The organism is Paraburkholderia lacunae (assembly GCF_003353175.1).
In the GTDB taxonomy this organism is placed as follows: domain Bacteria; phylum Pseudomonadota; class Gammaproteobacteria; order Burkholderiales; family Burkholderiaceae; genus Paraburkholderia; species Paraburkholderia lacunae.
The window spans coordinates 163137-188258 of the sequence record NZ_QHKS01000013.1 but is presented as its reverse complement, the minus strand read 5'-3'; the positions used below and the strand labels follow the sequence as shown (position 1 = coordinate 188258).

The 25122-nt window shown below is 62.0% G+C and carries 21 protein-coding genes and 3 pseudogenes; 7 read left to right on the top strand and 17 right to left on the bottom strand.

The window, feature by feature from the left end; translation table 11 throughout:
• Positions 1–144: 144 nt before the first annotated feature.
• Complete coding sequence (locus DLM46_RS21295) at positions 145–768, top strand: ABC transporter ATP-binding protein (protein ID WP_115103504.1); 624 nt, start codon at positions 145–147, stop codon at positions 766–768.
• A 37-nt stretch (positions 769–805) separates the two neighbouring features.
• Here the strand turns inward: DLM46_RS21295 and DLM46_RS21290 are convergent, their stop codons facing one another.
• On the bottom strand, positions 806–1387 hold the full coding sequence (locus tag DLM46_RS21290) for a TetR/AcrR family transcriptional regulator (protein ID WP_115103502.1): 582 nt from the start codon (positions 1385–1387) through the stop codon (positions 806–808).
• A gap of 213 nt (positions 1388–1600) precedes the next feature.
• On the opposite strand from DLM46_RS21290, the gene DLM46_RS21285 reads away from it, so the two are divergent.
• The gene (locus DLM46_RS21285; protein WP_115103500.1) at positions 1601–2377 is read left to right on the top strand and encodes an SDR family NAD(P)-dependent oxidoreductase; all 777 of its coding nucleotides are present in this window, start codon (positions 1601–1603) and stop codon (positions 2375–2377) included.
• A 67-nt stretch (positions 2378–2444) separates the two neighbouring features.
• On the opposite strand, the gene DLM46_RS21280 is transcribed toward DLM46_RS21285, so the two are convergent.
• The 7 genes and pseudogenes from DLM46_RS21280 to DLM46_RS21250 all read right to left on the bottom strand — a co-directional run.
• Complete coding sequence (locus DLM46_RS21280; RefSeq protein WP_115103497.1) at positions 2445–3263, bottom strand: hypothetical protein; 819 nt, start codon at positions 3261–3263, stop codon at positions 2445–2447.
• Between the two features lie 40 nt (positions 3264–3303).
• Positions 3304–5430: a TonB-dependent siderophore receptor gene (locus DLM46_RS21275; RefSeq protein WP_244306316.1), complete on the bottom strand. Its 2127-nt coding sequence runs from the start codon at positions 5428–5430 to the stop codon at positions 3304–3306.
• Between the two features lie 263 nt (positions 5431–5693).
• Complete coding sequence (locus DLM46_RS21270; protein WP_115103495.1) at positions 5694–6914, bottom strand: porin; 1221 nt, start codon at positions 6912–6914, stop codon at positions 5694–5696.
• An 80-nt stretch (positions 6915–6994) separates the two neighbouring features.
• Positions 6995–7537, bottom strand: a complete 543-nt coding sequence (locus DLM46_RS21265) for a hypothetical protein (protein ID WP_115103493.1) — start codon at positions 7535–7537, stop codon at positions 6995–6997.
• Between the two features lie 84 nt (positions 7538–7621).
• Positions 7622–8965: an MFS transporter gene (locus tag DLM46_RS21260; protein ID WP_115103491.1), complete on the bottom strand. Its 1344-nt coding sequence runs from the start codon at positions 8963–8965 to the stop codon at positions 7622–7624.
• Positions 8966–9097: 132 nt separating this feature from the next.
• On the bottom strand, positions 9098–9337 hold the full coding sequence (locus DLM46_RS21255; protein WP_115103489.1) for a hypothetical protein: 240 nt from the start codon (positions 9335–9337) through the stop codon (positions 9098–9100).
• A pseudogene (locus tag DLM46_RS21250) lies at positions 9307–9423 on the bottom strand (protocatechuate 3,4-dioxygenase); the annotation flags it as partial. The gene DLM46_RS21255 and the pseudogene DLM46_RS21250, both read right to left, overlap by 31 nt.
• A 390-nt stretch (positions 9424–9813) precedes the next feature.
• Between DLM46_RS21250 and DLM46_RS21245 the strand changes: the two are divergent.
• Both DLM46_RS21245 and DLM46_RS21240 read left to right on the top strand, forming a co-directional pair.
• A complete protein-coding gene (locus DLM46_RS21245; RefSeq protein ID WP_115103628.1) occupies positions 9814–10515 on the top strand; it encodes a GntR family transcriptional regulator in 702 nt (233 codons plus the stop codon).
• A gap of 58 nt (positions 10516–10573) precedes the next feature.
• Positions 10574–11821, top strand: coding sequence for a LysR family transcriptional regulator (locus DLM46_RS21240; protein WP_115103487.1), 1248 nt, complete (start codon positions 10574–10576; stop codon positions 11819–11821).
• A gap of 18 nt (positions 11822–11839) precedes the next feature.
• Here the strand turns inward: DLM46_RS21240 and DLM46_RS21235 are convergent, their stop codons facing one another.
• Complete coding sequence (locus DLM46_RS21235) at positions 11840–12715, bottom strand: NAD(P)-dependent oxidoreductase (protein ID WP_115103485.1); 876 nt, start codon at positions 12713–12715, stop codon at positions 11840–11842.
• Between the two features lie 59 nt (positions 12716–12774).
• Positions 12775–12948 (bottom strand): annotated as a pseudogene (locus DLM46_RS21230) (PIG-L domain-containing protein); the annotation flags it as partial.
• Between the two features lie 527 nt (positions 12949–13475).
• On the opposite strand from DLM46_RS21230, the gene DLM46_RS21225 reads away from it, so the two are divergent.
• The gene (locus DLM46_RS21225; RefSeq protein ID WP_165848030.1) at positions 13476–14147 is read left to right on the top strand and encodes a class I SAM-dependent methyltransferase; all 672 of its coding nucleotides are present in this window, start codon (positions 13476–13478) and stop codon (positions 14145–14147) included.
• On the opposite strand, the gene hpaI is transcribed toward DLM46_RS21225, so the two are convergent.
• From hpaI to DLM46_RS21210, 3 genes are all read right to left on the bottom strand, one after another.
• On the bottom strand, positions 14137–14955 hold the full coding sequence (gene hpaI, locus DLM46_RS21220; RefSeq protein WP_115103480.1) for a 4-hydroxy-2-oxoheptanedioate aldolase: 819 nt from the start codon (positions 14953–14955) through the stop codon (positions 14137–14139). The genes DLM46_RS21225 and hpaI overlap by 11 nt on opposite strands.
• Positions 14924–16267, bottom strand: coding sequence for an MFS transporter (locus DLM46_RS21215; RefSeq protein WP_115103477.1), 1344 nt, complete (start codon positions 16265–16267; stop codon positions 14924–14926). Before DLM46_RS21215 ends, hpaI begins: the two co-directional genes overlap by 32 nt.
• A gap of 209 nt (positions 16268–16476) precedes the next feature.
• Entirely contained in the window at positions 16477–18024 is a 1548-nt protein-coding gene (locus tag DLM46_RS21210; protein WP_115103476.1) for a UxaA family hydrolase, read from the bottom strand.
• A 303-nt stretch (positions 18025–18327) separates the two neighbouring features.
• On the opposite strand from DLM46_RS21210, the gene DLM46_RS21205 reads away from it, so the two are divergent.
• On the top strand, positions 18328–19296 hold the full coding sequence (locus tag DLM46_RS21205; RefSeq protein ID WP_244306321.1) for a LacI family DNA-binding transcriptional regulator: 969 nt from the start codon (positions 18328–18330) through the stop codon (positions 19294–19296).
• 202 nt (positions 19297–19498) lie between these two features.
• Here DLM46_RS21205 and DLM46_RS21200 read toward each other — a convergent pair whose 3' ends face one another.
• The 4 genes and pseudogenes from DLM46_RS21200 to DLM46_RS21185 form a co-directional block, all read right to left on the bottom strand.
• Positions 19499–20281 carry a class II aldolase/adducin family protein gene (locus tag DLM46_RS21200; RefSeq protein ID WP_115103472.1) on the bottom strand — a complete coding sequence of 261 codons (783 nt, stop codon included), beginning with the start codon at positions 20279–20281 and terminating at the stop codon, positions 19499–19501.
• 104 nt (positions 20282–20385) lie between these two features.
• Positions 20386–21357 (bottom strand): electron transfer flavoprotein subunit alpha/FixB family protein, encoded by a 972-nt coding sequence (locus DLM46_RS21195; RefSeq protein WP_115103470.1) that lies wholly within the window; start codon positions 21355–21357, stop codon positions 20386–20388.
• Between the two features lie 132 nt (positions 21358–21489).
• Positions 21490–22239 carry an electron transfer flavoprotein subunit beta/FixA family protein gene (locus DLM46_RS21190; RefSeq protein WP_115103626.1) on the bottom strand — a complete coding sequence of 250 codons (750 nt, stop codon included), beginning with the start codon at positions 22237–22239 and terminating at the stop codon, positions 21490–21492.
• Between the two features lie 44 nt (positions 22240–22283).
• Positions 22284–22487: pseudogene (locus DLM46_RS21185) on the bottom strand (ABC transporter permease subunit); the annotation flags it as partial.
• 533 nt (positions 22488–23020) lie between these two features.
• Between DLM46_RS21185 and DLM46_RS21180 the strand changes: the two are divergent.
• Positions 23021–25120: a hydantoinase/oxoprolinase family protein gene (locus DLM46_RS21180; RefSeq protein ID WP_115103468.1), complete on the top strand. Its 2100-nt coding sequence runs from the start codon at positions 23021–23023 to the stop codon at positions 25118–25120.
• Positions 25121–25122: the final 2 nt, after the last annotated feature.

Here is a 25122-nt window from a genome sequence, read left to right as displayed (position 1 = left end):
ACGGCGCGGTCAATGTCGTGACCGCGTGCTTGCGGCACAGAAATGCCGCCGCTGGCGCGAGACGCTCGCCGAAACCGGAACTGTCTGGCATGATCTCGAGCGCCGCTCGCGCGACCCATCTTCGTCAGACAAACTCTGCAATTCATGCTTCGATTCGAGAATCTCTGCAAACGCTACGGCGAACGCATCATTTTTCAGGGATTGCGTTACAGCATCGGCGCAGGATGCGTGGCGCTCAACGATGAATCCGGCAGCGGCAAGTCCACCTTGCTCGGCATCCTCGCAGGAACGATCGAGGCCGACGAAGGCGAGGTGTGGCTCGACGCCCATTCGCTGCGCACCGCCCCGCTCGAGGCCAGATCGACACTCGCGTCGATCCCCGACGACTGCATCGCGAATCCGCTGCAAACCGGCCGCGCGTTTCTCGACCAGGTAGCGTCGACCAGACAAACGATAGTCGACAGCCGCACGCTCGACCTCGCGCACCGCTTCGGGCTCGCGCCGCATCTCGAGAAACGCTTCGAGCAGATGTCGTTCGGCACCCGGAAGAAAATGTTCCTGACAGCGACCGCGCTCGGCAGGCCCGCCGTCATCATCGCGGATGAGCCGACCGGCGGACTCGACGCAGCCGCGCGCGCCGTGCTGGTCGATTGGTTCAAAACGCTGGCCGAAGACCGCACGGTCTTTTTCTCGAGCTATGACACGGCGCTGATGCAAGCGTGCAACGCGCAAACGATCAGCTTCGCCGATCTCGGCATGAGCGTTTAACGCGCAGTCGCACAATCCCTGCGACGCTAACGCGAAGCTACTGCGCGCCGCCGTCGTGGGTCATGACCAGCGCGAGCGATGCGCCGAGAATCGACTTCGCCAGTTTGTCGTCGTCCACCGCGCGCGCAAGCGTAATGGCCCCCACGATCGTCGCGACGATACCGAGCGCCATCTCTTCGCTATCGCTGGACACGGCTTGCGCTATTCGCGACGCCAGTTGGCGCACGTACTTTGTCAGCTGTTCCCTGACGTCCGGATTCGCATGACGCGCCTCTCCAGCGAGCGCGCACAACGCGCATCCGTTGCCCGGATTCTTCACGTGACGCTCATTGAGGAACGCCTCGGCAATAGATCGCAGAGGCGTCTGCCCACGCTTTCCTGAACCAGCTGTGACCGACGCCATGCGTTTTTCGCTCTGACTGACCGCGTGTTCGAGCGCTTCCAGGATCAACGCATCACGCGACGAAAAATGGCCGTAGAACGCGCCGTGCGTGAGCCCCGCGCTGCGCATGCAGTCGGCGACGCCGAGCGCCTCGATGCCGTGTTCGCGGATCTGCCTGGACGCGGTCTCCAGAACGCGCTGCCTGCTCTCAGCTTTTTGTGCCTGCGAATAACCCATTTTTCGTCTCATCACTCTTGACAATCTGCATGATGGGAATAATACTGAATTTCTGCATGACGATCAACATACAGAATGACGTGTTGACGATGTTCATGCCAATCCGGATGCAGCGGCTGTCCAGCGCGGCATAAGAGGATTTCGCGCCGCCATCAGGCGCGGCTTTCGACGCAATTTCGCGGCCTGGTACACCCAGGAATACAGGAGAAGGACATGCGTTTTACTGGAAAGACTGCACTCGTCACCGGCGGCAACAGCGGCATTGGCTTTGCTGCTGCGCAGCTTTTGATCGCCGAAGGCGCCCGTGTTGCAATCACTGGCCGCGATCGCGCCAAACTGGATGCGGCGGTATCCGAACTCGGCGCAAACGCACTAGGTATTCAAGTCGATCTCGACGATGAAACCGCGATCGCGCCGATGTTCAAGCAGATCAAGGAAGCATTCGGATCGCTCGACGTCGTTTTCGCCAACGCCGGGATCTCCGGTCCCACGCCGCTCGGCAACACGACCGCCGCCGCGTTCGAGGCGGTGCTTCGCACCAATCTCACCGCGGTCTTTCTCACGGTTCAAGCGGCCCTTCCGTTGATGAGCGCCGGTGGTTCGATCGTGCTGAACGGTTCCGTGATGCGCGAGCTAGGCTCGCCGGGGTCGGCCGCCTATGCCGCTACGAAGGCGGGCATCACCGGCATGGCGAAGGTATTTGCGTCTGAACTCGTGCAGCGCGGCATTCGCGTCAACACGGTGATTCCAGGCGGCACACGTACGCCGATCTGGACGCGCGGCGCGCGGGCCGGCGCAACGATCGACGGGACCGAAGAAGCGTTCGCGCCGCGCATTCCGATGGCTCGCCTCGCGACACCTGAAGAGGTTGCCAGGGCCGCACTGTTCCTCGCGTCCGATGATGCTTCGGGAATCACAGCGGCGGAAATCGTCGTAGACGGCGGCACCATCGGTGCGCCGTGGGGCGCGCCTGTGTTCCGCAAGGGCTAAGGACCGCGGCTCGATCCGGTCGCTTGTCGACGAGCGGCCGGATTGGCTCACGCCCACAGGCACCGTCTTACTCGAGCGCGCCGGTCCGATCTGACCGCTGTTGTCCGGCAGCAGCGCCGTCAGTCGAGATGGCCCAGTCGAGCGCCGCGTCGAACAAGGCCGTGCCGTCGGGACTGAGCTTTTCGAAGGTACGGTTACCCAGAAACAGCGCCACTCGCCGTGCCGGCGCGATGAAGTCATAGTCCATCGTTGCGCCCTTTTCGTAGGCAAACACCACCGCGTGCTGCGGCTCGCCTGGAATCGTCGCGATGACGGTCGCGCCCGGCGCCGGCTTACCCCAGCCCATTTCGTCATCGCGCGGATAGACCCAGCGCTTCCCCGCGGGCACCCCGCCGGCAAGCGGACTCGGTGCGTTCACCACATTGATGTAATGTTCCTTTTCGACCTCGCCGAAGTCCTCGCCTTTCTTCGCACCCGTAAAGCGCAGCGAATCGAAGAGATCCGCCTCCCAGGTGAGCAGCGGCACGCTAACGTCCTTGTACGAGGTGCCCGCCAGGTCGCGCGCACTGACCACCGACGAAATGATCACCAGATCGTTGCCGAGCGCCGCGCTCGACGGCGTGGTCTGATCGACCATCGTCACGCTCAGCCCGCGCTTCTCGAGATAGGCACGCACCTTGTCGTCGATCACCCTGTCCCGATGCTGGAGACGCGTGACATACAGAACCTTCTTCGCTGCGCTTGCCTGGGCCTCCTGTTGCTGTGCGCGCGCAACCGGCACGCACAGCATGCCGGCAAGCGTGCCCAGCAAGACGAGCCGGCGCAGTCGCACTTTGAAAAAACCACGTACGGCAGAACGGCAATGCGTCAAGTTCAAATCAGCCATGAAAACAATCCTGTGAAGTGATGCGATGCGATGAAGCCGCTCAGAATTCGAACGTCGAAGTCAGCGCAAGCGTGCGCTCCAGCCCGACGGCAAGCTGACTCGAACCGGCCGCGCTCCAGTAATGCCTGTTGGCCGCGTTCTCGAGATTGGCCTGGAACGTGGCCCGCTTGCCGAAGAGACGCGTCGAATAGCGTGCGCCCGCCGAAATCAGCGTGTAGCCGCCAATGGTCGCCTGATTGGCGTCGTTCACCGGACGCGGCCCGACGTAGTACACCCCGCCGTTGAACGACAATCCGGCGATTAGCGGAACACGGTAAGTAGCGAACAGGCTGCCCGTCACATGCGGCGTGTTTTCCGGCGTTTTGCCGATTAGCGACGTATCCGACGAATCGACAACACGTGCATCGAGCAGCATGCCGGTCGCGACCACGGCGATATCCCGGGTCAAATCGCCCTGAAGCGAGAACTCCAGCCCTCGATAGCGGGCGTTGCCATTGAGCGCATACACGTTGTTGGCATTCGTCCCGGCCGATGGCTGACGCAGGTTGAACAGCGCCACCGACGCCAGGGTGTTGTTACCGAAGCGATGCCGGATGCCGATTTCCTCCTGACGGCTGACGGCGGCCGGCAGCACCTGATAGGCGTTCGCTGCCGTGGCCGGCGCGGCGCCGCTCGACTCGAGCCCTTCGATATAACTCGCGTAGATACTGGTCTGCGGCGTCACCTTGAAGACAAGACTGGCCGACGGTGTGGTCTTGCTCACGTCATAGGTCGCCGTACCCGCTTGTGTGCTTCGATACTCCGAGCGTCGCAAGCCTGCGACGAACTGCCATTTCGGCGTCAGTTCGATTCGATCGAATACGTACACGCCGCGATTGTTGACGTGCTGCGCGTAGAACTGCTTCGAGCCCGCGGCAGTCAGCGAGGTGATGCTGACCGGGTTGTAGAGATTCTGGCTCGCGGTGTAGTAATAGGTCGTGAAGTCCGGCTGGAACAGCCAGTTGTCGACCGCGCCGAAGGTCACGTCATGGCCGATCGAGCCCGTCTTGAAGAGCCCGTTCACTTCGAAACGCACGTTCTTGTTCTCGTACATCTGGCCGTTCTGCTTGCTGCCCTGCAAGGTGCCCGCACCGGTGTTGACGTTGAACTTCTGGAAGACCCACAGCCAGCGGTCGCGACGCGTAATCGACTGGCCGACGGTGAAGCTCGCGCTCCAGTTTTCGGAGAACAGATAGTCGGCACGCAGGATCTGGCTCGTCGCGGTGGCGGTGGTCGGTTTGTCGTTCGGCGAGAGCAGGCGGCTGGCATCGGGCAGTGCGGGCAGGCTGATGACGCCGTTTTTCGCGGCGAGCGGCACAATGCCCGCCTGCTCGACCACACGTTGCTCGATACGCTCCAGGTCATATTTGAACGACAGCTTGCGAGTCGCTTGCCAGTCGAGCGCGACGCTCGCGAACTTGCGATAGCCACGATCGCCGTCGATCGGCGTTTCCACGTGCTGGTCCATCGCGTTGACGCGGATGCCGAACTGATTGTCAGGTCCGAAACGGCGCGCGATGTCGGCATGCACGCCGATCGAGCCGTTGGTATCGCCCAGCAGGGAGACGCTCGTCACGGGTTCGCTGCCCGCGCGCTTCATGACCATGTTGACGATGCCGGCCGGCACGGCGAAACCGTAGTACAGGGCGGATGCGCCCTTGAGCACTTCGACGCGCTCCTTGTCCTGCATCGGCATCCAGATGTTGTTGTCGATCGGCAGGACGCCGTTCAGGTAGTAGCTCGAACGATTGTCGAGCGTGATACCGCGGATTGCCAGGTTATCGTACGCGAGGCCGTTCAGTTGTTGCCGGGTCACGCCCGCCACGTTGCGCAGCGCGTCGTAGAGTCCGGTATCGCCCTGTTCATCCATCACTTCGCGCGTCACGACGTTCACCGTGGCGGGAACATCGAGCGCATTGAGGCCACGATACGGCCCGGTCTCGACCGTGGCGGGCGCATAGCCGCTGCGATCCTTGCTGCCGGTGACGCGAACCGGTGCGAGTTGCTTTGCACCCTGCTCCGCGCTCGACTCCGCGTCGGCTTGAACCGCCTCCGTTGCGCCGGCGCCGCTAGCCTGCCCGTATGTTGCGACAGGACAACCCACCCCAATGATTCCTGCTGCTGCCAATGATCGAAATTCCTTCGACGCCCAGAATCGGCCTTTGATTTTGTTTAATGCACCACGTTGCATGACTTCCCCGCGAAGCGATGTTTCGCGCATGTCGAAACATCCTGTTGTTTTATCTTACAATCGCAAATGCGAATCGTTCGCATTTATAGCGTAAAAGTTTGCGGAGTTCAAGGGGAAAAAGCACATCGCTACACCGCCCGAAACAGGCGGTGTAGCGATGAAGCGGATAGCAGCGGGATGATTGCGGCGTCAGCCGCGGATCAGAACCGGTGAACGATGCCCACGCCGAACGCAAACTGGCTGGCCGACGACGATGGCGTCGTATTGAAGCCGTCGCCGAGCGTCGCTGTCGCATTGATGATCTGCCCGGCGCCGTTCGTTCCCAGCGTCTTGCCGCTCGCCTTCTGATAAGCCTCCAGCGCGTAAAGACCGGTGCGCTTCGACAACGAGTAATACTCGGAGAGATTGAACTGCTGGTACTGCGCGTTACTCTGGATGCCGTTCGCACGCGTGGCGCGCGTGTAGCTGTAGCCAGCGCCGAAATCCCAGGTGGTGAGCGGCTTCCAGTGCAATACGGCGCCGCCGGTATTGAAGATCGCCGTGTCGTGGAACTTCGAGCCGCTGCCAGGAATGTACTGAACGTTCGAGTAGGTGGCCGTGACGTCCCACGCGCTGTTGAAGGTATAGCCGGCGCCCACCGCGAAGCGCTGCTGCGCCTGCGCGGTCTGATAGCCGTTCGTCAGCGCGGATACGCCGATCTGGCTGCCGCCGTTCGTGGTCGTCGAATCCGCACCCCACGCGCCGCCGCCCTCCGTCGAGTTGTTGATCCGCGAGAAGCCGACCGCCAGGCCGACCGGACCCATCACATACTTCGCCGCCGTCGCCCACGTCGAACCCCTGTTCACGCTGCCCGCGACGCCGCCCAACGAATACGAGCCGCTGACCGTCAGGCCATAGAGCGTCGGCGACGTGTATTCCAGCGTGTTGTTCGCACGGTAGATGGTGTCGAGGCCGTCGATATCGCCAGGATGCGCGCCGTAAAAACCCGTGAGCCACGTCGTCGGGCTATAGGAAGACAGCATCTGGTAATACGACGCGTATTGCCGGCCTGCGGTGAAGGTCCCGTACGCCGGGTTGGTCACACCGACCCACGCCTGGCGACCGAACATCGCGTTGGTGTACTGCTGGGCGCCCGTTGCCGAATTGAGGCCTGACTCGAGCTGGAAAATCGCTTTCGTGTTGCCGCCCAGATCTTCGCCGCCTTTCAAGCCAAAGCGGCTGCCCGCCCACACGCCCGGCGTCATCTTGACGACCGATTTCCCTCCGCTCGTCGAGCCGAGGCTCGACGAATTGCTTTGATAGGCGATGCCGTTATCGACAATGCCGTACAACGTGACGCTGCTCTGAGCGAAAGCGGGCACCGAGGCCGCCATCGCAACCCCGCACAACACTGCCTCTACTCGCTTGGTCCTTTTAATCATTCTCAAGATCTCCAGTTTTCTACCTGTTGTCGAACTTTTTTATTCAGTCTTGCTGAGAAACGCGCATCGCGTTCTCCGTACTATTCCCCCCGCGACTGCAGCATTCGCTTCACCGTCAAGGCCAGCGGAACGGTGAAGAAGAAGTGGGACATGAAGCCGCCGACGATCACAGCCGGATCGTAGTAATTGGGGTGATTGTCGGAGGCGATCATGATCGCCACATGCATCACGATCCACGCCAGCACCGCGTAAAACAACGCCACCAACGTCGCTTCGTAGCCGCGCCGGCGAAAGTAAGGCCAGATCGTCGCAAACAGCACGCCCCACGCAATCGCGAACACGAAGTGAATGCCCGTGCCGACCACATAAGCCCATATACCGATCGACTCCTGCACCTGCTTGCCGAACACCAGACCCGTCGCGTTGCGCGGAATACCTGCCAACGGCATCAGGTGCTGCGCCCCGACCCAGATCAGGGCTTCGTAAATCCAGATGATCACGGCGCCGATCAGCCCGCCGGTCACCCCCGCACGGATCATCGCGTGGCGGCTTGGCCAGTCCGAAACGCCGGACGTCGTAGGTTGGTTGAGCTCAGTTCCGCTCACGCTGAAATTGCCACCCATGTCTGCTCTCCTTGAAACTCGCCATAACGGGCGTCGTGACGCCGACAGTCCCCGTCTCTTGTCATAAGACCGCTGCAGAGCCGCTCAGGCATCGGCCACGGGACTGGTAATGAAACGCAGCGCAAGCCGATTCATGACGATGGCCACGGCCGCGATGACGGCAGGCACGGCGAGCACGGAGAAGACGGTCGCGAAACTGAATCCCAGCGACAGCAACGCGCCGCCCACGAGCGAACCCAGAATGCCGCCGAGCCGGCCGAACCCGAGCATCCAGCTCACACCGGTGGCACGAGCGCGGGTCGGGTAACAGGTCGGCGCGAGTGCGTTGAGTCCGGTCTGCGCGCCGCTCATGCAGAAACCCGCACACGTGACGAGAACCGGAAGCAGGGTCGACTGGAGCGTCCCCATGCCCAGCGCAAAGATGAACACGCCGCCAAGCAGATACGCCGCGCCGATCACTGCGTTTCGATCCATCCGGTCCATCGCGAAGCCGACCGCAACCGCTCCCACCGTCCCGCCCAACTGGAACATCCCGGTGATCGCGGCGGCGCGTTCGACCGGCAAGCCCGCGTCCTTGATCAGCGTCGGCAGCCAGCCGGTCAGCAGATAGATGATCAGAAGGCCCATGAAGTACGTGAGCCACAGCATCAGCGTGCTGAGCGCGTAGCCGTCCGCGAACAGCATCCGCACGGGCGCCTTCGCAGCGATCACAGGCTCGGGGGCGGTGAAGCGCGTGTCTTGCCCAAAGGCGTATCCGCAGACCCGTCCCAGCGTTGCCGCGATGCGCTCGGCCGCCATCTTGCGCACCAGCATCAGACGCGCGGACTCAGGCAACAGCCACAGCAGCAACGGAACGCTCAGGATCGGCAGGATGCCGCCGAACATGAACACCGCACGCCAGCCGAAGTGCGGGATCAGCGAAGCCGCCACGAAACCGCCGGCTCCCGAGCCGAAATTGAAACCGGTGAACATGATGGTGAGCAGCAGGGAGCGGCTGCGCGACGGAACGTACTCGGACAGAAGCGTCGTCGAGTTCGGCATGGCGGCGCCCAATCCAAGTCCCGTCAAGAAGCGCAGTGCGACGAGCTGGATGGGTGACTCGGCATAGGCGCAGATCAGGCTGAAGATGCCGAAGCAGCACACGGAAGCGATCAGCACCTTCTTGCGTCCGATGCGATCGGCGATCGGCCCGGCGGCCAGCGCGCCGATCGCCAGCCCGACCATGGCGGCGCTCATGACAGGACCGAAGGCCGCCCGGCTGACGCTCCAGTCGTGCATGATGACAGGCGCCACAAAGCCCATCACGGCCGTGTCCAGCCCATCCATCATCACGATCAGAAAACATAGAACGAGGACGAGCCACTGATATGCCGACATTTTTCGTGCGTCGATGAACGCCTTGATGTCGACCGAGTCTGCAGATTTCATGCGTGTCTCCGGAGAAAATAGTTTCCCGCCCCGGAGTTCCGTCGAATCCGGGGTGTTGTTGGTATCGAAAGGTATCGACAGGTATCGAAATAAACAGCCGCCAAACGAATGCGGCAGAGTGAGCGCGCGCGGTCAGACGGCTTCGGGCACCCGGCGCGTTTTCAGGAACGCTTCGAGCGTTTCACCTCGCAGGCTCGCGTCTATCCTCAGGTTGGCGATCTTCACCACCCGCGCAAATATCTCGAGGGCGAAGAAGTACACGCCATAGCGAATCAGGCCAAGCCAGTCCGTGTTGTCGACGAGCGCGCGTTCCTCCGCCGTCAGACCGGCAGCGTCGTACGCGGCTCGTAGCCGGCAAAGAGCGGCGCCCATGCGGGATCGTTCTGCTTGCCCTTGTCGTACGCCATGCCGATCGTCGGCACGTGCGACGTGCCAATTCCACCGATGATTCTTGCCATATCCCGTTGCCTTCCGTTACTTCATGCTGCACGCCGATCGGATAGGTCGCCGCTACCGGGGAGGCAACCACCGCAACCGTCTTGGGATACAAAGATATGGATTGCATGGGTATCCGGGTAGTACGGGTAAACCACATACGATCGCGAAAAATTGTTCGTAAGGTGCCTGAGCATTGCCGCCCGGACGCGCCAGCAGCCGCTGCGAGCCCCACTGCATCAAGGGCGCACGGTATCCCGGGCAGGCGTGCCGCCTTCGCTTCCACTCAACCGCTTATCGATAGGCGATAAACAGAACAGATGGCGCTGAAACGAAGTCGCAAGCTGGTTTGCAAGCGTGGTGCGACGGTTGGCGCGTCGTTATACTGGATGGTGTCGAACGAGTACCTCCCCATGAACGAGACTACCCAGCAGGCGATTGTTCAGACGTTGCGCGAGAAGATTCTTGCGGGCGAACTGTCGCCCGGACAGCGCCTGGTGGAAGCGCAGCTCGCACAATGGCTCGGCGTGTCGCGCACGCCGTTGCGCTATGCGCTGAGCGTCCTGTCCGCGGAAGGGCTACTCGACAGATCCGGCGCGCGCGGCTATGTCGTGCGGCGCTTCAGCGTCAGGGATGTGCTCAACGCCATCGACGTGCGCGGCGTGCTCGAAGGACTCGCCGCCCGTGCGGTCGCCGAAGGCGGAGTGGGTGCGGCGTTGGCGGCTGCCCTCGAGGACTGCCTGCGGGCAGGCGACGCTATCTTCAACGCGGGGCATCTGCAGAAAGGCGACGACGTGCGATATGCGGCGATGAATGGGCGCTTTCACGCGCTCATCGTCGAGGCTGCCCAGAACACCGCGGTCAGCGCCGCCTTGAGCCTGAACGACAAGATTCCATTTGTCTCTCCGTTCACGATCGCCTTCGACGAATCCGCGAGGGAACGCCAGTTCATGATGCTCATGTATGCGCATCGCCAGCATCATGCGATCACCGACGCGCTGAAAAAAGGTGAAGGCGCGCGCGTGGAAGCGTTGATGAAGGAACATACGCAAATATCGAAAGAAAGCCTGAATCTGTCGCTGCCGGCGTTGCGCCTGATCGCAGGCGCGGCATGACGACAGCACGGGCAGCCTCATCAACAACAACCTTCAGCTAGCCAGAGCGTCACCCTCCGTGAGCAGCAAAGAATTTCTGAACCTGGCGCAACTGCGCGCATTTCGACTCGTCGCCGACATGGGCAGTGCGACACGTGCGGCCGCAGCGCTGTTCCGTGCCCAGTCGGCCGTGACACGTTCCGTGCAGGAACTGGAGTCGGCACTCGGCGAGCCGCTCTTCGACCGCAGTCCCTCGGGCATGCTGCCGACGGCGGTTGGCCGTGCCGTACTTCAGCGCTGCGAGCGGATCTTCGCCGAACTGGAAGAGCTCGCGCAGTGGTGCTCCGCCAAACAGGCGCGCCGGCGGCCGGCAGTAGAAGGCTCTCTGCCGGCCTATCTGCTCAACACCCGGCGGCTCCAGTTGTTCACGGCGCTGGCGCGTCATCGACACATGCCGAGTGCAGCGAAGACCTTCGGCATCAGTCAGCCGGCCGTGAGCACCGCGATTCGCGTGCTGGAAAGCGGCTCCGGCCTGAGTCTGTTCCATCGCAGCCCGCGCGGCATTCTGCTCACCACCGAAGGCGAGACGTTTCTGCTTCACGTGCGCCGCGCGCTGAACGAGTTACGGCATGTGCCGGACGATATCGCCGCCTTGCACGGCAAGATCCAGGGGGCGGTGACCGTTGGCGCGTTGCCGCTCGGGCGCACGCTGATCCTGCCCAGAGCGATTGCGCGCATGACCGCGCAAAATCCGGGCGCGCGGGTCGTCACCGACGAGAGCGCCTACGAGGCGCTGGTTGCGGGGCTGCGGGCAGGCGATATCGATTTCATTCTCGGCGCGCTGCGCGACAATGACGCCGCCAGCGGCCTGAAGAACGAGCGGCTGATGTCGGAAGACATGGTGGTTCTGGTTCGCCGCGATCATCCGCTCACGCGCGAGCGCGATCTGACGGTCATCGACATGCGCAACGCGCAATGGATCTTGCCGCGCAGCAACGCGCCGGCTCGTGCGCTGTTCGAAGCGCAGTTCAAGCGGATGAAAGTGAAGCCGCCCATGCCGACGGTCGAGACCGCGGACCTCGCGGTGATTCGCGGTTTGCTGCTCGGCACGGACATGGTTGCCGCGCTGTCAGCCCAGCAACTGCACTATGAGGTTCAGTCGGGTCAGCTGCAGGTGCTCGACGTCAAGCTGCGCAATACCCGGCGCGACATCGGCCTGACCATGCGCGCGGCCGGCACCCCTTCGCCCGCCGCGCGTGCGCTGATCGACGCGATCCGTCTGTCGGTGGTGGACGTCGCGCGTACGATCACCATTGCCGGAAATTAGACGCCGCGCGCGTTGGCTTTACGATGTCTCGCCTGGCAGGCCATCGAAGAACGCGCGCCAGTCGAACGGTACGGGCAGCGATCGATAGTCGATGCCTCGTTGCGACATCGTCGTGACGATACTGTCTTGCAGACGCGCACAGGCCTCGCTCATGAACGGCGTAATGCCGACTTCCTGCAAGGTCTGCGACACTTCCCGCATTTCCGCCGCGCGCCGGCGGCCGTGTTCCGCTACCCGGCTGACCAGGTAGCCCGGCAGGTCCGCGTCATCGCGCATTTTTTCGAAGGTTTCACCCAGCGAGGCCAGCACGATCGACTCGGCATTGTAGAGCCGCGCTGCGCGCAGACATTCCACGGTCAATGCTTCAATGCCTTTGATCATGACGCTGCGGCACATCTTCGCTGCGGAGGCCACGCCAACCTTCTCCGATACGGCACGCGCATTGAAACCGGCTGCATTCAGCACGACAGCGAGGCGTGCGGCGCCGCGGCCGGCCAGAAGCATGGGCACGGCGAGTCCGTACGGCGGCACCGGCGCCATGACGGCGGCCTCGACGTACCGCGCGCCGGCGCCTTCGATGCAAGCCAGCGCGTGCTGCTTGGTGCGCGGTGAGACGGAATTGATATCGAGGTAGATCTGATCCGGCGTAATGCATCGCGCGACGGCTCCCGCCACTTCGAGGTCGGCCTGCGCGGTCACGGCGGATACGACGATATCCGCACCGTCGATCGCGCCAGCCAGCGTGTCGCCTACGCGAACGCCTGCAGCGACGGCTTGCTCGCGAAGCAGGTCCCGTCGCAAGTCGTACATCGATACCTGTACGCCTTTGGCGGCAAGCGCCGAGCCGAGAATCCCGCCTGCCTCGCCGAACCCGACGAACGCGACCCGTTTCATGCCAGATCTCCGGTGACAGCCGGCGTGAGCCGCCGATAGCCTTGCGCATACCTCATGTCGCGCACCGCGGTGATGCCGATGTTGCGCCTGGCCTGCACGCCGCGCTCACCGAACGAAAGACACACGACCTTCACACGGTATCCATTCTGTTTGTGTAGTGCGATTGCGCCGCCTGCACGCCACACGAAGTCGGCGCCTTGTGCACTGACTACCGGCATTGCCTTGTCTTTCATTTCCAACCCACCACGGTTCGCTAAGTGACAGGCATCATTGTAGGATTCGAGGGAACCATGGAAGTACCTAAAGCAGTATGCAAGGCCATCCAATCTGTTTATCGATCGTGCTGCACAGGCGAATTTTTCGCCTCCGGCAGTGCGCTTGAAGCGGTGTGACCACGCTCCATACGCACGTTCCACCGCCGATACGACGACGTGATACCCGCGATAGCCTCTGTGGAACTACCGACGATCGCTTAGCGCCGTCAGCGCAGTCCGATGTGTGGCGGGTGGAATGATTGGGTGATCGAGGCGGCTTCCATCAGGTTCTCATAAGCTAAATCCATCTAGATTCCCTGCGCAGCCACCGATGGCCGTCTCACGGTACCTGCCGACTAGCGCCCGATAACGCACAAGTCTTCAGTCATCCGCGATACGCCGGCAGGGTGTCCCGACCACGAACGCGCCCACCAGATATGAATAGCAGCGATTCCCCTTGGCAATCCGATGTGTCGTCCGATGTGTCGTCCGATGTGTCGTCCGATGTGTCGTCCGATCTGTGGTCCGATCTGTGGTCCGATTGGCTGCTGCATACCCGGCATGCCAACGATCCGGAGCACGAACGGGTCCTCCATGCCGAACTCGAACACTACGCCGAGCGTGTCCTCGACGGCGCGCGGCTTACCTCAGGCATGACGCTCGCGGACATCGGCTCCGGCGACGGCCTGATTGCCTTGCGCGCCATCGACCGCATCGGTCCGACGCTGCGCGTGCTCATGGCGGACATCTCGGCCCCCCTGCTTCGTCACGCTGAAACGCTCGCGGTTCAACGTGATGTCCGGGATCAGTGCACCTTTATTCAATGCTCCGCCGAAGCGCTCAAAGACATTGACGACGCGTCGGTCGATGCCGTCACGACTCGGGCGGTGCTCGCCTATGTACCCGACAAGCTTGCCGCGATGCGGGAATTCCACCGGATTCTGCGGCCGGGTGGCCGGATCTCAATCGCCGAACCTGTTCTTCGCGACGACGCGTTCGAGGCAAGCTCTCTAAAGATCTTCGTCGACGCACTCCCTCCGGAATCCGAGGACCTGTTCTTTCGCCTTCTGCACCGCTGGAAGGCGGCGCATTTTCCCGATACGGAGGACAAGATTGCCGCGAATCCACTGACCAACTACAGTGAAGCGTCCGCTTTGAGCATGCCGCCTACACCGTAGCCACGTGACTGGTCGGATCGGCCTGCGGTACGGCAAATTCCTGAGCCAGCTTGCGCGCCGCGTTGGCGAACATCAGGATGTCGACGCCAGTGGCAACGAAGGTGCAGCCCAGTTCGAGGTAATGTCGCGCGAGAGCGGGGTCCGACGTCAACGTGCCGGCGGCTTTGCCCGACTCGACAATCGTGCGCATGGCGGCATCGATCGCCCGCTGGACTTCAGGATGCCCCGGCTTGCCGCGATAGCCCATCGATGCCGCCAGATCGGCCGGTCCGATGAACACGCCGTCCACGCCCTCGACCGCGCAGATCGACTCGAGATTCTCCAGCGCGGTCACGGTCTCCGCCTGCACGAGCACGCAGATTTCGCTGTCGGCGACCTCCAGATAATCGGTCCGCGCGCTCCAGCGCGAGGCGCGGCCCACCGCGCTGCCCACACCGCGAATGCCATGCGGCGGATAGCGCACGGCGGACACGACCGCGTTCGCCTGCTCCGCGGTGTCGATCATCGGCACCAGCAGCGTGCGGGCGCCGATGTCGAGCAGGCGCTTGATCAAGGCCGGATCGCCATTGACCGGACGCACCACCGCCTCCGCTCCGTAAGGCGCCACCGCCTGCAATTGCGCGAGGATGCTGCGCAGATCGTTCGGCGCGTGCTCGCTGTCGATCAGAAGCCAGTCGAAACCGGCGGTCGCGCTCACTTCGGCCAGGTAAGCGTCGGCCATGGAAAGCCAGAAGCCGATCCGGCGGCGCCGGGCGGCGAGAGCGGATTTGAACGGATTAAGCACTGACGTCCGCGTTGCGTTGATCATGGTTGTCGAACTCCACAGGATTGTCTTCGAACTGGATGGGTTCCACTTTGCCAAGCAGAAACACGTAGTTGAGGATGGCGATCGCGATCAGCACCGATGAGAAAACCAGCGCGGGGATGAACGATCCCGTCGCGCCGACAATGGCGCCCGTCACCACCGGACCGACCACGCCACCCATGTTCGACACCATGTTCTGAGTCCCCGCCACCATCGACACCATGTTGCGCGGCGCGACATCGGCAGGCAGCGCCCACACCTGAGACGCGGCGACGGTCGTGCCCGACTTGGCGATACAGAGCAGAACGACCGCCATGACCGCGGATTGCGCAAAGGCCGCGAGACCGATGCTCGATGCCATGACCAGACCGATGACGAGAAAGAGCTTGCGGGTGGCGGTGAGCGAAAGCTTGCCTGAGCTGTAGACGCGGTCGGACGCCCATCCCGCCAGCACTTCGACGAACATCGATATCACGAGCGGCAGCGATGCCATGAAACCCATCTCCATCAGACTCATGCCGCGTTCTTTGACCAGGTAGGTGGGCAGCCACGTGATGAAGAAGTACGAGTTGTAGTTGATCATGAAGAAGCCGATGCACATCGCCCAGATGTTTCGATGCGCTAATAGCTTCTTCCAGGATGCTCTCGCCTTGAGGGTATCGGCGCGCGACGAGCGCTGCCCGTCGCGGATATGAGCGAGTTCCGCCGCGTTGACCCGCTTGTGATCGGCAGGCGAGTCCTTGAATGTGAACTGCCATACGACGCACCAGACCAGACCCAGCGAACCGGTAATCGCAAAGGTGATTTTCCAGTCGAAGGTCGCGAGCAGGTAAGCGATCAACGGCAAGGCAATCGCGCCGCCGAGCTTCGAGCCGCTGTCGAAAATGCCCGCGACCGTTGCACGCTCCTTCTTCGGAAACCATCTGTAGGCGATACCGGCGTTGCTCGGATAAGCGCCCGCTTCTCCGATGCCGAGCGCCACACGCAGTGCGACAAGCGACTTGAGGCCGCTGGCGAACCCGGTGGCGGCAGTCGCCAGCGACCACCAGAAGACCGCGAAACCGAGCACCTTCTTCTGGCCGAACCGGTCGGCCAGCATGCCGGCCGGCAATTGCAGCAGCGCATACGACCAGAAGAACGCCGACATCACGATGCCCATTTCCACCGCGCTCAGATGAAACTCCCCCTGAATGTGCGGCGCCGCGGCGGACAGCACGGTGCGGTCGATATAGTTGATCGCGATCGCCGCCCACATGAGGCCGGCCACCAGCCAGCGCACCTTCGATCGTGACTCCCGTTGCGGGTCGTCTTGCATGTCTTGTCTCCTGTGTCGACCAGAGTTAGCGCTTTAGCGCTTACTCTGGTCCCATGCTGAGGTTGCCTGGAGTTAGTGCTTCAGCACTTACTCCAGGCCCGCAGCGGTCGACCGGAGTTAGTGCTTTAGCACTTACTCCGGTCCCATGAAAGGTGGTTGTTGTTTTGTATTTACACTTCCGGTTGCGTATCGTGCGACGCTTCGAGGCGTCAGCTCACGATACCCATATGCCACGGTACGAACTCCTGATCTCCCAGGCCCAGCAATTCGCTCTTGGTCCGTTCACCCGAGGCGGTGCGCAGAATGTGCTCGAAGATGTCCTGCCCCATCTCCTGCACCGAGCGCACGCCGTCGAGGATAAGTCCGCAGTTGATATCCATGTCCTCGCCAAGCCGCCTGAACATCGGCGTATTGCTGGCGAGCTTGATGGTCGGCGCGGGCTTCGAGCCGAACATGGAGCCGCGCCCGGTCGTGAAGCAGATCAGGTTGGCGCCGCTCGCGATCTGACCGGTCACCGCAACCGGATCGTAGCCGGGCGAATCCATGAAGACGAAACCCGCGCGGTCGATCGGTTCGGCGTATTCGTAGACCGCCTGCAGCGGCGTGGTGCCGCCTTTCATCGCGGACCCCAGCGACTTTTCGAAAATATTCGCGAGGCCGCCCTGCTGGTTGCCCGGACCGACCACGCCGTTGAACTGCCCGTTGTGGCCATGCGTGTAGCGCTCCCACCAGGCGAGCCGGTCGAGCAGTTTCTGCCCGACTTCGGGCGTCACCGCGCGGCGCGTCAGCATGTATTCGACCCCGTGAATCTCCGGCGTCTCCGAGAGAATCGCGGTGCCGCCGTGGCGCACCAGCAGATCCATCGCCGCGCCGAGTGCCGGATTGGCCGTGATGCCGGAAAAGCCGTCCGAGCCGCCGCATTCCAGGCCGATCTTCAGATGGCTCGCCGATACGCGGCGCCGCTCGATGTCGTTCGCCGCCGGCAGCATCTGCTCGATGGCCGCCACGCCTCTTTCGATTGTCGCGCGGGTGCCGCCTTCGTTCTGCATCACGAGTGCGTGCATCGTCTCGCCGGTCGCGAGCCCCTGCGATTCCAGCAGGTCCGCCACCTGGTTGCGTTCGCAACCGAGGCCGACCACCAGCACGCCGGCGAGATTCGGATGCCGTGCGTAACCGGCCAGCGTGCGCCGCAAAACGTCGAAATGCTCGCTCGGCGAGGACATGCCGCAACCGCTCGTCTGCGCGAACGCCACCACGCCGTCGACATTCGGGTAGCGTGCGAGACGCTCCGGCGTGAACCACGCGGCGATGTGCTTGATGACCGTCGCGGAGCAATTGACGGAGGCGAGGATGCCGATGAAGTTGCGCGTGGCGACGCGCCCGTCCGGACGCACGATGCCGGCAAAGGTGGCGCGATCGGCTTCGCGCACGTAGTCGATCGGGCGAACATCCTGGCCGAAACCCGGATCGCGCTCGAAATCGATCAGTTCGATGTTGTGAGCATGAACGTGCTCGCCCGCTTCGATATCGCGCGACGCCCGCCCAATCACCGTGTCGTACTTGCGAATGGGCTGGCCGCGCAGGATGCGCGTGACGGCGACCTTGTGACCCGGTGCGACCTGCGCCCGCATGCGGACCGTGGCGCCGTCGAACTGCAGCAACTGGCCGATAGACAGCGCCTCACGCGCGATCAGCACGTTGTCCGCCTCGTTGAGCCTGATCAACGGGCCTGTGAAAGCCGTGTTTGCCTGCAACATCCTCTTCGTCCTCCGTCGCTGCGTGACGAACGTTGACGCGAACGTTCGCAGCCGTCACCTGCCGCTCGCCACGGTACTGGCAAGCAGTGTCTCAATGTTGATGTTTACGTGTCGATGCCACGAATGTTACCGGTTTATGTAACCGGTAACATCGCTGCTATCGTAGTATGCTTTTGCGATAATTGCCAGCCACCTTTTCAATTCGACAAAAAATTTCTTGTGAACAAGACCCGGATAGACTCCAGCACGCCGGCCGAGCGCGCCGCCTCCCGCCGCGCCCGCAAAAGCACCGGCCGCGTCACGCTGAGCGATCTGGCGGCGCTGGTGGGCGTCACGAAGGTCACGGTCTCGCGAGCGTTGAACACCCCCGATCTCGTCTCGGTCGACACGCTCGAACGCGTACGCGAGGCGGTGCGGCAAACGGGTTACACGCCGGATCTGATCGCGGGGTCGCTGGCTTCGAATCGCAGCCGCCTGATCGTCGCGCTGATTCCGGCTATGGCGGGAAGCGTCTTCCAGGAAACCGTGGCGGCGCTGACCAACGAACTGGCCGCCGCGGGTTATCAATTGCTGATCGGCCAGAGCGGCTACGACGAATCGCGTGAAGACGCGCTGCTCGACGCGGTCGTGGGCAGGCGTCCCGCAGGCATCGTGCTGACCGGCGTGATCCACTCGGAACACGTCAGGCAAAAGCTTCAGGCTTCAGGCATTCCCGTCGTCGAAACATGGGACATCACGCGGGCGCCGCTCGACATGCTGGTTGGTTTTTCTCATCAGAAGGTCGGCAAGGCCGCCGCGCACTATCTGCAAACACGTGGTGCGCAACGGCCGGCCGTCGTGACCCCGAGCGATCGCCGTGCGCAAGTGCGCGCCCAGGCATTCGTGAAGGCGTTCGGTCCCGCAACCGGGATTCCCGTCATATCGGTCGAATCGCCCGCCAATCTGGGCGACGGCAGGCGAGCGTTGAGCGCCCTGCTCGATCAGCACCCCGACATCGATGCCGTGTTCTGCGGCGCCGACATCCTTGCTCTCGGCTTGCTGATGGAGGCTCGAAGCCGGGGCCTGCCGGTCCCGCAGCAACTGCGGGTAATCGGTTATGGCGATCAGAACTTCGCGCCGGATACGGACCCGCCTCTCACCACCATCCGGATCGACGGCACCCGAATCGGCAAACTGGCGGCGTCCATGCTGGTTGAAAAGATTGAAGGCAGCGCCGAAACGCAACGTATCGTCGACGTCGGCTTCACGCTGGTCGAGCGCGACAGCGCCTGATAGGCGCCTGTCCGCCAAGGCTGACAACCGCAGGCCATTCAGGGCAAAGTTCGCGCGGCCGGCGCGCGGGGTCAACAACGGTAGCCGCCTCCGCCCGGCTCAGGATCGGCAATAACTATTCAAGCGCGACGCGTATCCTGAAGTGGGCAATGCATCGCACCGCACGCTGGGCCGACGGCCAGCGCAACACCTGGCCGGCAGATCACGCCTTGTAGCTTCCGCCGTCCCGATCAAGAAGCCGCAGCAATGCCGTCCATTCCCGGTCGAGGTGCACCGTGTCGAGGTATGCATAGTCATCGTGCTGCCTGGCTGCGTGCTCGCAGACCTCCGGCGAAGGAATGACGACTTTCTGTCCGGCCGACAACGTTGCGACCTGAATTTCGCAGGCCTTGTTCAGGTAATACATACGGGTGAACGCTTCGGCAACCGAGCGGCCGGTCGTCAACAGGCCGTGGTTGCGCAAGATCAGGTAATCCTTATTGCCGATCGACTTCACTATGCGCTCACGCTCGTCAAGTTCAAGCGAGATACCTTCGTATTCGTGGTATGCGACACGGTTATAGAACTGCATGCTGATCTGATTCAGCGGAAGGAGGCCACACTCCATCGCGGCGACGGCCATGCCGTAAGTCGTGTGCAGATGCACGACGCATTCGACGTCGTGACGCGCCTGATGCAACGCACTATGAATCGTGAATCCTGCAGCGTTGACTTCGAACCGGTCGTCATCGACCGGATTGCCGTTCACATCGATCTTGACGAGCGACGACGCCGTGATCTCGTCGAAGAACCAGCCGTGCGGGTTAATCAGGAACTGGTCGTCTGTGCCAGGCACTCGGGCCGAGATGTGGGTGTAGATCAGGTCAGTGAGCGCGAATTTGGCTGCCAAGCGGTACGCCGCGGCGAGCTGGACACGAGTATCCCACTCTGCCTGGGAAATGTTTCGGGGTTTGCGATTGACGTGCGGATCAGTAGTGGAAATCATGCTGAAATCTCTCTGTGTTTAAGATTAACGACTTGTCACGAGCAATTCATCAGCTGCGGAGCGACGCATCCAGCTGTTGTTCGGGTTGGTTAGTTGGGGAGGCTTTACAGCTCGGCGACAAGAAGCGGCAATGCTTCAAACAGGTCGTCCACCAGACCATAATCGGCGACGCTGAAAATCGGCGCTTCCGGGTCCTTGTTGATCGCCACGATCACCTTCGAGTCCTTCATGCCTGCCAGATGCTGGATCGCCCCCGAGATGCCGACCGCCACGTACAGTTGCGGCGCGACGATCTTGCCGGTCTGGCCGACCTGATAGTCGTTCGGCACGAAGCCCGCATCGACCGCCGCGCGCGATGCGCCGAGCGCCGCGTTCAGCTTGTCGGCGAGCGGCTCCAGCACCTTCGTATAGTTCTCGCCATTGCCCAGACCGCGGCCACCCGAGACGATGATCTTCGCCGACGTCAGCTCCGGACGGTCCAGCTTCGTCACTTCACGGCTCACGAACTGCGAGATGCCGGTGTCTGCTGCCGCTTCGATCTTCTCGACCGTTGCGCTGCCGCCTTCTGCCGCCACTGCGTCGAAACCGGTGGTGCGGACCGTGATGACCTTGATCGGATCGCTAGATTGCACCGTAGCGATCGCGTTGCCTGCGTAGATCGGACGCTCGAACGTGTCGGCACTGTCCACTGCCGTGATGTCGCTGATCTGGGCGACGTCGAGCTTCGCGGCGATACGCGGCGCGATGTTCTTGCCGTAGGCGGTCGCCGGCGCGAGGATGTGCGTGTAGTTCTCCGCCGGGTCTTGCACAAGCGTCAGCACCGTCGCCTCGACGTTTTCCGCGAGGCCCGCTGCGAGTTGCGGCGCATCGGCCAGCAACACCTTGCTGACGCCTGCGATCTTTGCTGCCGCATCAGCCGCAGCCTGCGCGTTGTGACCCGCCACCAGCACGTGAATGTCGCCGCCGATCTTCTGCGCCGCTGCAATCGTGTTCAGCGTCGCGGCCTTGATCGACGCGTTGCCCCCCAAGGGGGCTTCCTTCGAGGCGTCGTGTTCCGCTATTACCAGATTCGTCATTTGTTCCGTCTCCCGTGTCGACCGGAGTTGGCGCTTTAGCGCTTACTCCGGTCCCATGCAACATTGTTGTGTCGACCGGAGTTGGCGCTTTAGCGCTTACTCCGGTCCCATGCAACATTGTTGCCGTGTTACTTAAAGCACCTTGGCTTCGGTCTTCAGCTTCTCGACCAGCGTCTTCACATCCGGCACCATCACACCGGCGGAGCGCTTCGGCGGCTCGGCGACTTTCAGCGTCTTCAGGCGCGGTGCCACGTCAACACCCAGGTCTTCCGGCTTGATGACTTCCAGCGGCTTCTTCTTCGCCTTCATGATGTTCGGCAGCGTCACATAGCGCGGCTCGTTCAGGCGCAGATCGGTTGTGACCACGGCCGGCAGCGTGAGCGACAGCGTTTCCGCGCCGCCGTCCACTTCACGCGACACGGTCGCTTTACCGTCGGCGACAACGACCTTCGAGGCGAACGTGGCTTGCGGCAGGTTCGCCAGCGCAGCCAGCATCTGGCCGGTCTGATTCGAATCGTCGTCGATGGCCTGCTTGCCGAGGATGATCAGCTGCGGCTGCTCCTTGTCGACCAGCGCCTTCAACAGCTTGGCCACCGCCAGCGGCTGCAGTTCTTCGTTCGACTCGATCAGGATGGCGCGGTCCGCGCCGATCGCCAGCGCCGTGCGCAGCGTTTCCTGCGATTGCGTCACGCCGCACGACACGGCGATCACTTCGGTCGCCACGCCCGCTTCCTTCAGACGAACTGCTTCTTCCACTGCGATTTCGTCGAACGGATTCATCGACATCTTCACGTTCGCGATGTCGACGCCCGTGCCGTCCGACTTCACCCGGACTTTCACGTTGTAGTCGACCACTCTCTTCACTGGCACCAATACCTTCATCATCGTTCCTTTGCCTTGCCGTCATTGCGCCAGTCGGAAGCAAACACTCTGCTCACCCGACCTAAGTGATTCTCCAGCACTGAGATGGCCGATAAAGCGACCAAAGCGCCAGCCATGAGCACGTCACCGTGCGCGAAATTAATGATGCCCAGGATCCCGTACACCATCATCGTGTGAGCGAGTGCGATGATGGCGTAAATGCTACCCAGCACCCGTCCATTCGGGATTGGCTGAATACAGATATCCACCGCCCCCCCAATACATCCCAATACGCCCCAACTGCGGGAGCAAACTGATCGGTCGCACCAGGATTTACGCTGGCACGACGAAAAAATCCCGAAGACAAAAGGTGCCTCGCAAACGGGCCACGAAACGCACCAACCAGGACAGCCTCACCCCTTCAAAAAATCCTCTAAAAATATAGTTTTTCGCAGAATTACCGTCTGCAGGTATAGTGGTTTACCGGTATCGCCGGCCAATGGACCGCCGCGCGAAAAATCACCAAAACGTCTTATACAACAATGTCTTACAACACCAAACACAACGATATCAATAACCGGGAACACGAAATTTAATTTGTTCGTGTTGACATCACTGTAGGACGTCACTCATCATATGTCAACGGGCAAAAAATAAAGGCTTCGGCGCTCATCGGGATAGGCGGCGAAGGGCCGGGCAGGACGGCGCAACGTGTCCGCGCGTACGCCTTCCGATGCTAGTCAACGAGATTTTTCGCCAGGCGTTTTGCCCGGCGCATGTGATGGTTTTAAACAGGAGAGTCATGGTGGCCAGTCACGACAAGGCACGGGTTGGTGTGGACATTGGTGGGACGTTCACCGACGTCGCGCTCGAACTCGGTGGAGCGCTGTTCTCCACCAAGGTCCTTACGGATTACACGGCGCCCGAGCGCGCCATCATCAAAGGCATCGGCATCGTCGCAGACAAGGCTGGGATCGAGCTGAAGGATATTGGCGTCATCATCCATGGCACTACCCTCGCCACGAATGCGCTGATTGAACGGCGTGGCGCGAAAACCGCCTTCGTCACGACCGAAGGTTTTCGTGACACGATCGAGATGCGAACCGAAAACCGGTTCGAACAGTACGATCTGAACATCAAGCTCCCTCCTCCCCTTATCGAGCGCTGCGACCGGTTCACGCTGGGCGAACGCATCGACGCTCAGGGCGACGTGCTGCTGGCGCCGACAGAGGCCCAGATCGCCGCGATCGTCCAGCGTATTGAACAGGGTGGCTACGAGAGCGTCGCCGTGGGCTTCATTCACGCGTATGTGAACGGCATGCATGAGCGGATGGTGCGTGATGCGATCGAGCAGCGCCTGCCCGATGTCTCTGTGTCCATCTCGAGCGAAGTGTCGCCTCAGATCCGCGAATTCGAGCGTTTCAACACGGTCTGTGCGAATGCCTATGTTCGCCCGATCATGAAGTCCTATCTGGACCGCCTGCTCGGAAAAGTGCGGGAAGCCGGCGCGGTGTGTCCGATCTTCATCATTCACTCGGGCGGCGGCATCGTCTCAGTCGAAAGCGCGTCCGAGTTCCCTGTGCGTCTGGTGGAATCGGGGCCGGCCGGCGGTGCAATCTTCGCCGCGCATATTGCAGCGCGCTACGACCTGAACACCGTTCTCTCGTTCGATATGGGCGGCACTACCGCCAAGATTTGCCTGATCGACGATCTCACGCCGAAAACCGCCAACACCTTCGAAGTTGCCCGCACCTACCGTTTCAAGAAAGGCAGCGGTATGCCGATCTCCATTCCCGTCGTGGAAATGGTCGAAATCGGTGCCGGCGGTGGCTCGATCGCTTCCGTCGACGTGATGCGCCAGATTCGCGTGGGTCCGCACAGCGCGGCCTCCGAGCCGGGTCCCGCGTGCTATCAGCGTGGCGGCATGCAGCCGACGGTGACCGACGCCGATCTGCTGCTCGGCCGCCTCGACCCCGCGAACTTCGCGGGCGGTTCGATCCCGCTCTCGATCGACGATGCAGCCAGTGCAATGGTCAAGCAGATAGGCGGCGCGATCAATCTCAGCGTGGAAGAAACGGCCTATGGTGTTGCCGAAGTCGTCGACGAAAACATGAGTAACGCCGCGCGTGTGCATGCAGTCGAAAGCGGCAAGGATATCGGCGACTACACGATGATCACGTTCGGCGGTGCCGGTCCGCTTCATGCGGCGCGCCTGTGCGAGAAAAGCGGCATCAGGAAATTTATCGTGCCGCCGGGTGCCGGCGTCGGCTCCGCAATCGGCTTTCTGCGCGCGCCGTTCGGCTATGAAAGCGTGCGCAGCGCCAGCATGCGCTTTAACGAGTTCGATGCCGACGCACTCAACGAGATCGTCGATCAATTAAGCGAGGAAGCCGTGCGCTTCGCGCGCCAGGGCTCCGGTGACGCGGAGCCGATTGTCGAAATCAAGACCTTCATGCGCTATGTCGGCCAAGGCTGGGAAATTCCTGTCGCCGTCCCGTATCGGCGCTTTAACGCTGAAGATCGCGTCACGTTCGCGGAGTCGTTCACGAAGGCGTACACGCAGTTCTTCGGCCGCCCGATCGACGGTCTCGACATCGAAATCGTCAGCTGGGCCGTGAAGGCCAGCTCGCCGTTGCCGCCTGTCGAGCGTCTGCAGCTCGTGACGTCCCGCGACGCGATCGTTGCGCCGAAAACCCGCAAGATTTTCGATGCGGCACTGCATCGTTTTGTGGAGGCAGCCATCGTCGAGCGCGGTTCGCTGAAGGTCGGCGAGAGCGTAACGGGGCCGGCCATCATCGTCGAGCCCGAAACGTCGACGCTCGTCACGTCTTCGTTCGACGCCATGGTGCAGCCCGATGGCTGCCTGCTCGTGGTCGCCAAAGAACTGAACGCCGCCAAGTAATC

Bases quoted from the DNA above. Each gene is read 5' to 3' on its own strand.
- DLM46_RS21295 (WP_115103504.1), top strand. From the start codon at position 145: ATGCTTCGATTCGAGAATCTCTGCAAACGCTACGGCGAACGCATCATT.
- DLM46_RS21290 (WP_115103502.1), bottom strand. From the start codon at position 1,387: ATGGGTTATTCGCAGGCACAAAAAGCTGAGAGCAGGCAGCGCGTTCTG.
- DLM46_RS21285 (WP_115103500.1), top strand. From the start codon at position 1,601: ATGCGTTTTACTGGAAAGACTGCACTCGTCACCGGCGGCAACAGCGGC.
- DLM46_RS21280 (WP_115103497.1), bottom strand. From the start codon at position 3,263: ATGGCTGATTTGAACTTGACGCATTGCCGTTCTGCCGTACGTGGTTTT.
- DLM46_RS21270 (WP_115103495.1), bottom strand. From the start codon at position 6,914: ATGATTAAAAGGACCAAGCGAGTAGAGGCAGTGTTGTGCGGGGTTGCG.
- DLM46_RS21265 (WP_115103493.1), bottom strand. From the start codon at position 7,537: ATGGGTGGCAATTTCAGCGTGAGCGGAACTGAGCTCAACCAACCTACG.
- DLM46_RS21260 (WP_115103491.1), bottom strand. From the start codon at position 8,965: ATGAAATCTGCAGACTCGGTCGACATCAAGGCGTTCATCGACGCACGA.
- DLM46_RS21255 (WP_115103489.1), bottom strand. From the start codon at position 9,337: ATGGGCGCCGCTCTTTGCCGGCTACGAGCCGCGTACGACGCTGCCGGT.
- DLM46_RS21245 (WP_115103628.1), top strand. From the start codon at position 9,814: ATGAACGAGACTACCCAGCAGGCGATTGTTCAGACGTTGCGCGAGAAG.
- DLM46_RS21235 (WP_115103485.1), bottom strand. From the start codon at position 12,715: ATGAAACGGGTCGCGTTCGTCGGGTTCGGCGAGGCAGGCGGGATTCTC.
- hpaI (WP_115103480.1), bottom strand. From the start codon at position 14,955: ATGATCAACGCAACGCGGACGTCAGTGCTTAATCCGTTCAAATCCGCT.
- DLM46_RS21215 (WP_115103477.1), bottom strand. From the start codon at position 16,267: ATGCAAGACGACCCGCAACGGGAGTCACGATCGAAGGTGCGCTGGCTG.
- DLM46_RS21210 (WP_115103476.1), bottom strand. From the start codon at position 18,024: ATGTTGCAGGCAAACACGGCTTTCACAGGCCCGTTGATCAGGCTCAAC.
- DLM46_RS21200 (WP_115103472.1), bottom strand. From the start codon at position 20,281: ATGATTTCCACTACTGATCCGCACGTCAATCGCAAACCCCGAAACATT.
- DLM46_RS21195 (WP_115103470.1), bottom strand. From the start codon at position 21,357: ATGACGAATCTGGTAATAGCGGAACACGACGCCTCGAAGGAAGCCCCC.
- DLM46_RS21190 (WP_115103626.1), bottom strand. From the start codon at position 22,239: ATGAAGGTATTGGTGCCAGTGAAGAGAGTGGTCGACTACAACGTGAAA.
- DLM46_RS21180 (WP_115103468.1), top strand. From the start codon at position 23,021: ATGGTGGCCAGTCACGACAAGGCACGGGTTGGTGTGGACATTGGTGGG.